The organism is Curvibacter sp. T50 (genome assembly GCF_057219955.1).
Window position 1 is genome coordinate 1286639 of sequence record NZ_JBXVVU010000001.1, and the last position, 11966, is coordinate 1298604.

The 11966-nt window shown below is 66.6% G+C and carries 9 protein-coding genes and 1 riboswitch; of the genes, 6 read left to right on the forward strand and 3 right to left on the reverse strand.

Annotated elements, in window-relative coordinates; genetic code table 11:
* Positions 1–79: 79 nt before the first annotated feature.
* The gene (locus tag AC2EBU_RS06100; RefSeq protein ID WP_484609472.1) at positions 80–1114 is read right to left on the reverse strand and encodes an amidohydrolase family protein; all 1035 of its coding nucleotides are present in this window, start codon (positions 1112–1114) and stop codon (positions 80–82) included.
* On the reverse strand, positions 1111–1824 hold the full coding sequence (locus AC2EBU_RS06105) for a substrate-binding domain-containing protein (RefSeq protein WP_484609473.1): 714 nt from the start codon (positions 1822–1824) through the stop codon (positions 1111–1113). Before AC2EBU_RS06105 ends, AC2EBU_RS06100 begins: the two co-directional genes overlap by 4 nt.
* An 85-nt stretch (positions 1825–1909) precedes the next feature.
* On the opposite strand from AC2EBU_RS06105, the gene AC2EBU_RS06110 reads away from it, so the two are divergent.
* From AC2EBU_RS06110 to AC2EBU_RS06120, 3 genes are all read left to right on the forward strand, one after another.
* Positions 1910–2836: a LysR substrate-binding domain-containing protein gene (locus AC2EBU_RS06110; protein ID WP_484609474.1), complete on the forward strand. Its 927-nt coding sequence runs from the start codon at positions 1910–1912 to the stop codon at positions 2834–2836.
* Positions 2837–3002: 166 nt separating this feature from the next.
* Positions 3003–3440: a hypothetical protein gene (locus AC2EBU_RS06115; RefSeq protein ID WP_484609475.1), complete on the forward strand. Its 438-nt coding sequence runs from the start codon at positions 3003–3005 to the stop codon at positions 3438–3440.
* A gap of 116 nt (positions 3441–3556) precedes the next feature.
* On the forward strand, positions 3557–4465 hold the full coding sequence (locus AC2EBU_RS06120; protein ID WP_484609476.1) for a YybH family protein: 909 nt from the start codon (positions 3557–3559) through the stop codon (positions 4463–4465).
* A gap of 46 nt (positions 4466–4511) precedes the next feature.
* Here AC2EBU_RS06120 and AC2EBU_RS06125 read toward each other — a convergent pair whose 3' ends face one another.
* Positions 4512–8390 carry a DUF748 domain-containing protein gene (locus AC2EBU_RS06125; RefSeq protein ID WP_484609477.1) on the reverse strand — a complete coding sequence of 1293 codons (3879 nt, stop codon included), beginning with the start codon at positions 8388–8390 and terminating at the stop codon, positions 4512–4514.
* Between the two features lie 678 nt (positions 8391–9068).
* Here AC2EBU_RS06125 and AC2EBU_RS06130 point away from each other — a divergent pair.
* From AC2EBU_RS06130 to nrdR, 3 genes are all read left to right on the forward strand, one after another.
* Complete coding sequence (locus tag AC2EBU_RS06130; protein ID WP_484609478.1) at positions 9069–9893, forward strand: lytic transglycosylase domain-containing protein; 825 nt, start codon at positions 9069–9071, stop codon at positions 9891–9893.
* A 43-nt stretch (positions 9894–9936) separates the two neighbouring features.
* Positions 9937–10090: riboswitch (ZMP/ZTP riboswitch) on the forward strand.
* A 36-nt stretch (positions 10091–10126) separates the two neighbouring features.
* Positions 10127–11371 carry a serine hydroxymethyltransferase gene (gene glyA / locus AC2EBU_RS06135; protein WP_484609479.1) on the forward strand — a complete coding sequence of 415 codons (1245 nt, stop codon included), beginning with the start codon at positions 10127–10129 and terminating at the stop codon, positions 11369–11371.
* A gap of 99 nt (positions 11372–11470) precedes the next feature.
* The gene (nrdR, locus tag AC2EBU_RS06140) at positions 11471–11920 is read left to right on the forward strand and encodes a transcriptional regulator NrdR (protein ID WP_484609480.1); all 450 of its coding nucleotides are present in this window, start codon (positions 11471–11473) and stop codon (positions 11918–11920) included.
* Positions 11921–11966 lie beyond the last annotated feature (46 nt).

Below are 11966 nucleotides of genomic sequence, written 5' to 3' on the forward strand. Positions count from 1 at the left end.
TTGCGGAGGTCAAGGAGGAGCCTGAAGGGCGGGGGACACGCAGCAAAACGTCCGGCCGCCACGAACTGCCCTGGAAGAACTACCTGCCTGTGGCCTTCAGACGCGCGTCGAGGCGCGAAAACACGCGGCGCGTGTTGGCTTCGTAGATCTGGTGCTTGTCCTCGGCGCTGAGGATGGTGGACGCCTCGATATAGCGCTTCGTGTCGTCGTAGTAATGCCCGGTGGTCGGGTCGATGCCGCGCACCGCGCCGATCATCTCGCTGGCGAACAACACGTTCTTCACCGGGATCACCGTGTTCAGCAGGTCGATGCCCGGCTGGTGATAGACGCAGGTGTCGAAGAAGATGTTGTTCAGCACATGGTCGGTCAGCAAGGGTTTCTTCATCTCCTGCGCCAGGCCACGGAAGCGACCCCAGTGGTAGGGCACGGCACCGCCGCCATGGGGAATCAGGAATTTCAGCGTCGGGAAATCCTTGAACAGGTCGCCCTGCACACACTGCATGAAGGCAGTGGTGTCGGCGTTCAGGTAGTGCGCACCGGTGGTGTGAAAGCAGGCGTTGCACGAGGTGCTGACGTGGATCATCGCCGGCAAGTCGTACTCCACCATCTTCTCGTAGATGGGGTACCAGTGGCGGTCGGTCAGCGGCGGGCTGGTCCAGTGGCCGCCCGACGGGTCCGGGTTCAGGTTGATGCCGACGGCACCGTATTCCTTGACGCACTTCTCCAGCTCGGGGATGCAGGTGGCCGGGTCCACGCCAGGGCTTTGCGGCAGCATGGCCACCGGCACGAAGTGGTCGGGGAACAGCTGGCTCACGCGAAAGCACAGCTCGTTGCAGATCGCGGCCCAGGTGCTCGACACGTTGAAGTCGCCGATGTGGTGCGCCATGAAGCTGGCGCGCGGCGAAAACAGCGTGAGGTCGCTGCCGCGCTCTTTCATCAGGCGCAGCTGGTTGGTCTCGATCGACTCGCGTAGTTCGTCGTCCGAAATCTGCAGCTCCGACGCCCTGGGCATGGCAGCCGGGTCCTGGATGCCGGCGATCTGGCGGTTGCGCCAGGTTTCCAGCGCCTTGGGCGCGGTGGTGTAGTGGCCGTGGCAGTCGATGATCAGGCTCATGCGGGCTCCATGCCGTGGCGGCGCTTGACGGCGACCGCTTCGGGCGAGTTGAAAAAAGCCAGTAATGCCCGTGCGGCATCACCCTGGACGGTACCGGCCCCGAGGCCGGCGGAAAAAACGGTCGTGATCGCAACAGCCGCGGGCAGATCGCCAACCAGCTGGATGCCCTCCGCCCCCAACAGCTCGCTGCGCTGCTGAAAGCCCAGGGCCACCTCGCCGGTCGCCACCAGCCGGGCAACCGGCACACCGGCCGGGGCCTGGCGCAGCCGCTCAGCCAGTTGTAATTTCAGGCCCCAGCGCTCAAACAGACGCAGCAAGGCCGTGCCGCTGGGACCGGTCGAAAAGCCGATGGTGGGCGCCGCCACAACCGCCGCTCGCAACGCGTCCTCGCTGGCGATATCCGGCACGGACGCTCCGCTGGCCACCGCTGCCGCCACCGAAGATCGCACCAGATCAACCCGGCTGCCCGCCTGCAGATGGCCGGCCTCCAACAGCAGCTCGATCGCATCAGCGGCCAGAAAGACCAGGTCAAAGGCTTCACCGGCCTGCACGCGTCGTGCCGCGTCAACGCCACCGACGGACTCGATCTGCGCCGTCGCAAGCCCCTGGCGCGCCGCGGCATGTGCCAGTTCGGCCAGCAACGCGCGCGTTGCCATCGAAGAGATTGCCCGCAGCGGGGCGGGCGGAGCATGCAATGAGGCGCAGGTCATGATGGTGCGATTCTGAAAGCCGGTGTGTTATGCCAAAAGGCGCTGTACCATCTATCAGCTATCCCAACTTTTAATAGATGTCGGCATGGACCTGAAGCAACTGGAGTATTTCGTCCGCGTGGCGGAACTGGGCAGTTTTACCCGGGCATCCATCGCGCTGGACATTGCGCAACCCGCTCTCAGCCGCCAGGTCCGTCTGCTGGAGGTGGAACTGCGGCAGAACCTGCTGATCCGCAACGGCCGCGGCGCAGTGCCCACCGAAGCCGGCAAATTGCTGCTGGACCATGCCCGCGGCATCCTGCACCAGGTGGCCGCCGCCCGGGAGGACATGCGCACACGGCGCGGCGAGGCCGCCGGCCATGTCTCGATCGGGCTGCCACCCAGCCTGTCGCGGCTGATGACGGTGCCACTGGTGCAGGCCTTTCGGTCCCAGTTGCCCAACGCCCAGCTGACCCTGACCGAGGGCTTTTCCCTGCAGATGAACGAAAACCTGCGTCTGGGTCACCTGGACCTGGCGGTGCTGTACAACCCGGCACCCTCGCCCGACCTGGAGGCGACCATCTTGCGGACTGAGGAACTGGCGCTGATTTCCAACCGACCGGAAGTCGCCCCCGGGGTCGCTCCCGCCCTGGCGGCCAGCGAATCCATCAGCCTGCGCGAAGTTCTTGCGCTGCCGCTGATCCTGCCCAGCCGCCCCAACGCGTTCCGGCTGCTGATGGACGGCGAAGCGGTCACTCTCGGCTGCCCGCTGCATGTCGCGATGGAAGTCGACGGGCTCAACGCCATCCTGAGTCTGGTGCGCGAGGGTCTGGGCCATGCCGTTTTGCCGGCCTACACCCTCGCCGGCTTCAGCGACCCGATGCGCCTGAGTTTGCGACGCATCCACTCGCCGCAGCTGATGAGCCAGCTCAGCCTGGTCCGTTCCAGCCGGCGGCCGGTCACCGAGACCCAGCGACGGGCCTGCGACATGGTGCGAGCGGTCGTGGAACAGGCGATACAGCCCCTGCCGTGAGCGGCAACTCCCAGCTTCGCCGGGCGCCGGATTTCGCTTGCGACCCGCGCCCGACGCGGGAAACCTGGAACGAAAAGTGGGAAACCGAGAACTAATGCTTACGAACGCCCCATTGATGTGCGTCACGATGTCGTAACAAAGCGTTGCATCTGCTAAGCTTGAATTCATGAAGTTGAATGCTTTCGTTCTCATTGTTGTCTCTGTCTACGTCGCCCTTGTGGGTCTGGTGGCCGCATCGGTTCCGGGCGAATACCTGGGAACCACCATCGCCCTGGCCGTGATCGGCGGCATTCTGGTCGGCCTGTTTGTCCTCGACGAAGTCCGAACCATCGAGAAGGCCCGTCAGCGCGGACAAAGCCTGGTGCCGTGGAAACACCGTGCCCGGCAACTGCTGCGCGGCACCCCGTTTCGGGTGATTGCCAGTCTGTGTGTTGCTGCCGTTGTGGCATCCGCAGCATCTGCGTGGATGAAAGCACCCGCCGGGGAAGCCCCGAGGCCGATGCCTTCGCTGACCACACCGACAGCGACGGAAAAAGTCGGTCTTGACGTTGACACCGCAACCCGTGGCCGGGTTGTCGAAATGTCACCCGCACGCCTGGCCTGAACGGCCCGTTGACCCCCTGCCCCGCCGCCACAGGCGGGAAAACTGCCGGCCTGGGCCGGTTTTTTTCCTTTCCGGGGTCAAAGGAGGGGGTTTCAAGGTGTATCTTCCGCACCCGTATGAATTCGACCCGGTCCAATCCCCTGACTCTGGCGGCCCTGGGGGGCCTTCTGGTTCTGGCACTCATCCTGTTGCTGGTGCCGTCCGACCTGCGTGCCGCCGCGTTGGCCCTGGCGCTGATTGCCGGCCTGGTTGTGCTCCTGTTCGCGATGGACGAAATCCGCACCCAGGAAAAAGCGCGCCAGCGCGGCCAACGGGTCAAACCGCTGCACCGCCGGATCCGTTACGTGATGCAGACCACACCCGCGCGGGTGCTTGCCGCCGCCTGCGCAGTCGTGCTGCTCGGCGCGATCGCGTGGGTCTGGCTCCTGCCTGACGATGCCGATACCCGCCAGGCGGAACTGCCCCGGTCGGCAGCGGCGCCGGCACGCGCGGCCAGTGCCGCCTCGCGCCTGCCTTTGCCCATGCCCACCGCCAGTGTCCCGGTTCCCACCGTCACTGTCCCGGTCACGCCGGCCACGCCAGCCGCGGCTGCCGCGGCTGCCGCAGCGCCGGCGGCAGTGGCTGCACCCCCGGCACCCGCCGTGGGGGGTGGCAGGCCCTCCGGCCCCAGCCCGGATCTGGGTGACATTGATCGGGCCGTGCGCACCTGGGCCAGCGTCTGGTCCGCGCAGAACGTGGAAGCCTATCTGGCGGCCTACAGCCCGGACTTCGTGCCCGCATCGGGCGTGCGCCGCGACCAATGGGTGCAACAGCGCCGTGAACGCATCGGCAAGGCCCGCAACCCCCAGGTCAGCCTGGACCGGATGGTGATCAGCACCCAGGGGTCGGATACGGCGCGGGTGCAATTCCAGCAGCGCTACCAGGCCAGTGGCATGGACGAAACGATCTCCAAAACGCTGGTACTGGTTCGCGCGCCCGACGGGCGCTGGCTGATCCGCTCCGAAGTCGCGGGATCGGGCTCCTGAGTCTCCGATCGGGTTGCGCCAGACCGCGCCGGAACCCCCCGGCGCCTCAGCGGGTGCCCAGACTCAACTCGGCGTGGGGGCTCCAGGGTTTGCGGCTGCCTGACGCCGTGCCGGCGGCGTCAGGCGCCGCAGGCCCCGCGAGACCACCGTCGGCGGCGGCCGCCGTCCTGGGCGCGCCCAGGAAAAGGCGATCCGGCGAAATCTGCCGACTGGCCAGGTAGTCGCGCACCACAACGCCGCGGCGCGTGGCCAGCTCGCGCACCATTTCCTCCTCGACCGGAAGACTGGCCAGCAACAGCGCCTCCATTTCCGCGACCGGCAGGTCACGCGCCAGGCCCACCAGGTTGCGGGGCTTGGGAATGTCCGCTCGACGATAGACTGCCTTGAGCCATTGCGGATAATCCGCCGGCGTCACCACCGCAGTCGGCGTATCGGCCGGCAGACCGGCAGCCACCTGGCCCCGGCGCTTTTCGGCCCGCACCATGGCGTCCAGCCGTTCGCGCTGCAAACCGTCGCGTTCGATGTCCAGCCGTGCCGTGCCCACCACCGTCATGCGCAGGCCGGGCCGTTGCGCGAGCGCCTGCGCAACCTTGTCCAGGCCCGCACGCGCACTGTCGCCCAGCGCGGCGCTACCCGGCGCAAAACTCACCTGCGACAGTTCGTCGCCACCGCCCAGCGCCCCCGCCAGCAGCGAAAACGGCGCAGTGATCGCCTTGACCACGAGATTGACGATCAGTTTGAAAATGATCGGCCCGATACGAAACTGCGGGTCATTGAGCGAGCCGCTGACCGGAAGGTTGATGTCTATCACCCCGTTGCGGTCGGCCAGCAAGGCCACCGCCAGCTTCACCGGCAGGCTGGCCGGCGCGCCCTCGACCTTGTCGCCGAAGGACAGCTGGTTGAGCACGATGGCATTGGACGCGGTGAGCTGCCCGTCGGGCTGCACCCTGTAAGCGACGTCCACACTGAGCTTGCCGCGTTCGATGCCATGCCCGGCATATTTGACCGAGTAAGGCGACAGTGGTGCCAGTTCGAGGTCACGGACCTTGCCCTGGATGTCCAGCGCCAGTGGCCGGGCGAGCGGATTGACCTTGCCCAGAATCTCCAGGGCAGCCGTTCCCTCCGCGCGGCCGCGCAACTCCAGGTCGGCCAGCTGGGGGGTGCCTGCCGCGACGGCGGTGGAAAAACCACCAAGCCGACCGGTCAGCTCGGTCAGATTGGCCGAGTAGTTGGGTTTGATGAACCGGTCCGAGAACGCCACACGCCCGCCAACCAGGCTGACCGGACCGATCCGTATGGTCGGCTCGCCCGCTGCGGTGCTCCCGCCAGTCGCGGCAGTCCCCACCGTTGCTGTTGTGGCAGTCGTCGCCATGGTTGCTGCGGTCGCCGTACTCGCCGAGGCTGGGGTTCTGACCATGTCCTGCAGATTCAGCCGCCCCTGTTCATTGAGGATCACCCGGGCATAAAAATCGTCCAGGGCGGTTTCGGCGACCGCCAGGTCCATGGCCTGGCCGGGCGCCAGCGACAGCTCGACACCCCTGACGCTGAGCATTTTCCAGCTCAGCAGATCCTCCCCCAGCGCCGGAACGGCCGCTGGCGCCGTTGCGGTCGCCGCGCCGGTCGCCGGGCCACCGACCAGCGCAGCCACGGCGCTGTGGGCCTGAAAATCTTCGACCAGCAGATCGCCGCTCACCCGCGCCCGGGGGCCGGCGGGCAGCATCGCCACCTCCACCTGTCCGCGAAACCCGGTGTCCGCGCGGAGGATGTCCACATTGAGCGCCCCACCGAAATACGGCTCGAAGAGATGGACCGGCAGACGCTCCACCACCAGCTTGCCCTGACTGGTCACGGGACTCAGCGTCGCCAGCCCCTGGAAGTCGACAGCGCCCCCTTCCCGGTCGGGCGCATGCACGCGGGCCGCCAGCTGCACCTTCACCGGCCGGGCGCCGCCCAGGGAAAACTGCGTCAACTGCGCCTGCAACCCTGACAGATCCACCGCAACCGGGGACCGCGCCGCCTCATCGCGCCATTGCAGGGCGCCGGCGACGACCCGAATCTCGCCCGCATCCAGCTTCCACGCGGGCGCAGTGGCTGATGCGGTGGGCGCAAGCGACGAGGCAGCGGGCGTGTCGGGCACCCGCAGCCAGCGCTGCGCCATCCACTCCCCCTGGGCATCCCGGCTGACGACCGTCCGCGGTTGATCGACCAGCACCCGCCCCAGCGACACGGACCGCGCCACCGGGTCGATGGCGGCATCGGCCAGGTCCAGCTGCCGCACGCTGGCCAGCACGGCGCCGTCGCGAACCAGTTCCAGCCGTTCCGCGCGCAAGCGGTCCACCCGCAGGGACGGCTTTTCCGCCGTGCCGCCGTCTGCCGCCAGCGGCACGGTGGCCGCGACAGCCACCGCCAGCTTGCCGCCAAGGCGGGGCACAAGCGCCTGTGCGACATAGGGCTCGATCCAGGCCAGTTGCCAGTCAGCCAAGGTCGCCGTCGTCCGAACCGCCGTGGCAGACACCGTGCCGGCGAACGCCAGCGCCGCACCCGCCGATGCGCCGGAAGCCGCTTTCCCCCCCGGCGGGCCGGCCAGGACCGCACTGCCGTCAAAGCGCGCCGCGGTGCCGGTGCCGTCCGGCAAAGGCCAGGTCAGCGCCAAAACCTCCAGTCGCCCCTCACGCAGCTGCAGGCGGGCGGAGGGCTGGCCCGGGGTGACCACCGTGGACTCATCCGTCCAGTTCACCCGGACGTCACGCAGCGCAAGCCGCTGCAGGGCGGCTTTCCAGGTGTTTTTCGACGATTCAAAGGACTTTTGGCCGATACCCAGCGAATTTTCGTCGCTTGTTGCTATCTTTTTCGATGGTTCCGGATCGGGTTTGCGATTTCCCGGCATGAGCAGGCGACCGTCCCGGGCACGCGCCAGCGTCAGGCTGGGGGCCTCGACCTCCACGGATTCCAGATCGACCTGTCGGGCCAACGGTTGCAGGTCGGACAGGCTCACGGCGATCCGACCCACCTCCAGCAGCGGCCGTCGGCCGGGGTCCACCAGCGCCACATCACGGGCCGCGACCTTCCCGGTGATCCGCACGACCGGCTTGTCGACCTGCTCGAAGTTCACCCGCAGGTCGGCATCCACCACCGCCCCGGTGAGGCGGACCGGCAGATCGGCCGGCAAATACGCCAGGTAAGGTGTCAGATCCAGACCGGCGAACCTGAGGGTCGCGTCGGTCCTTTGGGTGCGCGCGAATGGTGTGGATTGGGCCCGGGTATCGAAAACCACCCCGTTGAGGCGCAGGGCCAGCAAGGGCTCGGTGTGGACCTCCCGGTGAGCGTCCAGATTGCTGAGGAACGGCACGGCAACCTCCAGCGCGTCGACCCGGTGGACCTTGCCGACCGGCTGGTCGTCAAACACGACGGTGCCGCCGCTCAGGCGCAGGTTGTACAACGCGAATCGCGCGGGCTCGGCGGCGGCGGTCTCCGGCGCGCGCCGCAGGCGGTTGAGCATGTCGTCCACGTCATAGCGCCCGTCCCCCTGACGTTCCAGCCGCACGGTCGGCGATTCGACGGTGACCGACTGCACCACGGGCGCCAGGCGAAACAGCGACTCCAGCTCGGCATTGACGTGAATCCGCGCCACCTGCAGCTGCGGCTCGCCACCCGACGCTCCGGCGACAGACAGGTCACGAACTTCCAGCTCCAGCGACCAGGGCCTGAAATCGACCTGTCCCACGCGGACCTCGCGACCCAGGGCTTCACTGGCGTGCTTCTCGGCCTGGTGACGCAGCACCGGCGGCAGCACCAGCCAGCCCAGCGCCCACACCAGGAGCCAGCCAGCCGCCAGCCAACCCAGCCACCTCGGCCACCGCGATGAGCCTGAGGGGCGGTGCGAAAAAGCGGACGAGGGTACTGACGAGGGTACGGACGCGGACATGGAACCATCATGCCACCACCGGCCCGCACGGTTCATCCGGGTAGTCACCCACAGACACCAGGGCGTGAAAAAGCCCGGGGGCCAGGTTATCCACCCAACACCCGGGCTTGACGGCGAACCGCAGGTCCTTGCCGTCGGGTTTCGGAGCGGCGCGGGTATCGGGCGCCATTCCGGGGAGGCAACGGATTGCCTCCGTCTGTGGGCTCGGTTGCCACTGTTTCGTTGAGGAAACCGCAGCACCGCAGGCCCGAATGCTCGGACATTGCCAAGCGACCTCAGGTTAGCCCATCACCGCCAGGTCTGCCAATAAGGAATTTCAATAGCGGCACGAAGGCGGATTGTCGGGCGGACGCTGCTTCACCCGCAGACGGTGGACGAATACGGCGCTTTCGCGAAAAACTGCGCAAACAGGCTTTTTTTATATACTTATTAATATTAGAGAGCGCTTTCATATTATTGACCGGTGATTAAAACCCTGCCTAGAATCCAACCGTCCCTCAAAACCTAGGGACAACCCGTATCCGCTGCCGACCCCGGCTGAGTCGGCTGAAAGGGCAAATCCACGGGATCCGGAACCCGGAACCGTTGCCCCAGCCGACAGCGTACCAATCCACACGAGGCGCCAGGCCCCTGCGAAAGCAGACCCCGAGCCAGGCCCCATGCGAGAAAGGAAGTGCTATGACAGCGTCAAACACCGCCATGCCCCTGCCCCAGTTGCGCTGGACAGGATTGATCCACAAAGGCTTCATTGCCTTGACCCACCACAGTTTTGCCTTGATTGGCTTGCTGGTGGTGTTCGCCGCCATTGCCCTGGTGGCGCGGCCCGACTTGCGCCTCGCCGGCGAGACCCAGCTGATGAACTGGCTCACCGCACGGCAAACCGCCCAGCTGGGCCTGGAACCGGAGCCTGATGCCATTGGCCGGGCCACCGCCACCGATCCGCGCGAGTTGCCCAAAGAGCAGGCCGCTGTAGCCCACTGGCTGGCGCGCAAATACCGCGTCGCGCCCGAACCGCTTTCGGCCCTGGTTGCCGCGGCGTACGAAGCCGGTGCGCGCGCCCGGCTGGACCCGACCCTGATTCTTGCGATCATGGCGGTGGAGTCCAACTTCAACCCCTTCGCCCAAAGTGCCGTCGGCGCACAGGGCCTGATGCAGGTCATGACCGGTGTGCATGCCGACAAGTACGAACACTTCGGTGGCCGGCTGGCCGCGTTCGACCCGGTCAGCAACCTGCGGGTCGGCGTCAAGGTGCTGCAGGAGTGCATTGCGCGTGCCGGCTCGCTGGAGGGCGGCCTCAAATACTATGTCGGCGCGGCCAATCTGGAGCACGACGGCGGCTACACCGCCAAAGTGCTGGCCGAACACACCCGGCTGCAGGCCGTCGCCAAAGGACGCCCCGCCCCCACCACCCTGACACCGAACCTGCCCGCGCCCATCCCGGCCAAATTGCCTGCGGAGTCGTCGGCGGACGCGGAGCGCGTCGCCGCGCTGGACCTGCGCTGACCGGAAACGCCGCCCCGCCCGATGGGCGACGCCGGTTACACTTGCGGCTGTGCGCAACTGGCGATAGGCCCGGATTCCATCGGATGGATGCCCGGCGCTGACGTGGACTCCCGGCCCGACCGGCCGGAAAACCACTGGGAAGCGCACCGCCCGGCTGAAATGGCCGACGCGTTCCGCCGTTCGCCTGGGCAGCCCTTGTCACCGCGCAAGGAACCACGTCTTGAAGGACTGCCATGTACAACCGAAACATTCTGATCGAGCACACCGACCCTGAGCTGTGGAGCGCCATCCAGGCCGAGAACCGCCGCCAGGAAGACCACATCGAGCTGATTGCCAGCGAAAACTACGCTTCGCCCGCCGTCATGGCCGCGCAGGGCACCCAGCTGACCAACAAATACGCCGAGGGCTACCCGGGCAAACGTTACTACGGCGGCTGCGAATTCGTCGACATCGCCGAGCAGCTGGCCATCGACCGCGTCAAGCAGCTCTTTGGCGCCGATTGCGCCAACGTGCAACCGCATTGCGGCGCGTCCGCCAACGAAGCCGTGTTTCTGGCTTTCCTGAAGCCCGGCGACACCATCATGGGCATGAGTCTGGCCGAAGGCGGCCACCTGACGCACGGCATGCCGCTGAACATGTCCGGCAAATGGTTCAACGTGGTCTCCTACGGGCTGGATGCCAACGAGGCCATCGACTACGACGCGATGGAGCGCAAGGCGCACGAGACGAAACCGAAGCTCATCATCGCCGGCGCCTCGGCCTACAGCCTGCACATCGATTTCGAGCGCTTTGCCAAGGTGGCGCGCGACGTCGGCGCCATCTTCATGGTCGACATGGCGCATTACGCCGGCCTGATCGCCGCAGGCGTCTACCCCAACCCGGTGCCCCATGCCGATGTGGTGACCTCCACCACCCACAAGAGCCTGCGCGGCCCGCGCGGCGGCATCATCCTGATGAAGGCTCAGCACGAAAAGGCCATCAACAGCGCCATCTTCCCCGGCCTGCAAGGCGGCCCGCTGATGCATGTCATCGCGGCCAAGGCGGTGGCCTTCAAAGAGGCGCTGGCGCCCGAATTCACCACCTACCAGCAGCAGGTGGTGACCAATGCCCGCGTGGTGGCGGAGACCCTGACCCAGCGCGGCCTGCGCATCGTCAGCGGCGGCACCCAGAGCCACGTGATGCTGGTCGATCTGCGCGCCAAGGGCATCACCGGCAAGGAAGCCGAAGCCGTGCTGGGCAGCGCCCACATGACGATCAACAAGAACGCCATCCCGAATGACCCGGAAAAGCCCATGGTCACCAGCGGTGTGCGCATCGGCACCCCGGCCATGACCACCCGGGGCTTCAAGGAAGAAGAGGCCCGCCTGACCGCCCACCTGATCGCCGACGTGCTCGATAACCCCCGCGATGCGGCCCATATTGACGCGGTGCGCGCGCGGGTGAATGCGCTGACCAGCCGCTTCCCGGTCTACCGCTGAGGCCGGGATGATGCGCAGACACTCCTTTTTTCATAGCTGTCTGCGACTGTTTTACGCTGGGTTTGTGCCAAAAACGCCTGAAATCTCGGGGCGAACGCCATGAAATGCCCTTTCTGCGGCCATGCGGAGACCCAGGTGGTCGAAACCCGTGTGTCCGAAGAGGGCGATTCCATCCGTCGCCGCCGGCAGTGCGCCGCCTGCGAGAAGCGCTTCACGACCTATGAACGCCCGGAAGTGAACTTCCCGTCCATCGTCAAGAAGGACGGTCGCCGCATCGAGTACGAACGCGAAAAGCTGCGGGCCTCCTTCAATCTGGCGCTGCGCAAGCGGCCGGTCAGCACCGAACAGGTGGACAGCGCCATCGAGCGCATTGAGGAACGCATGCTCAGCCAGGGCGCCCGCGAACTGCCGTCGAGCCGCCTGGGTGAATGGGTGATGCGCGAGCTCAAAAAGCTGGACAAAGTGGCCTACATCCGCTTTGCCAGCGTCTACCGCAGCTTCGAAGACATCGACGACTTCCGCGCGCTGGTCGACGAGGTCCGACGCTGACCTCGGCGGAGGCCCTGGCCTGGCCTCCCGCCTGTCGCCCGACTTC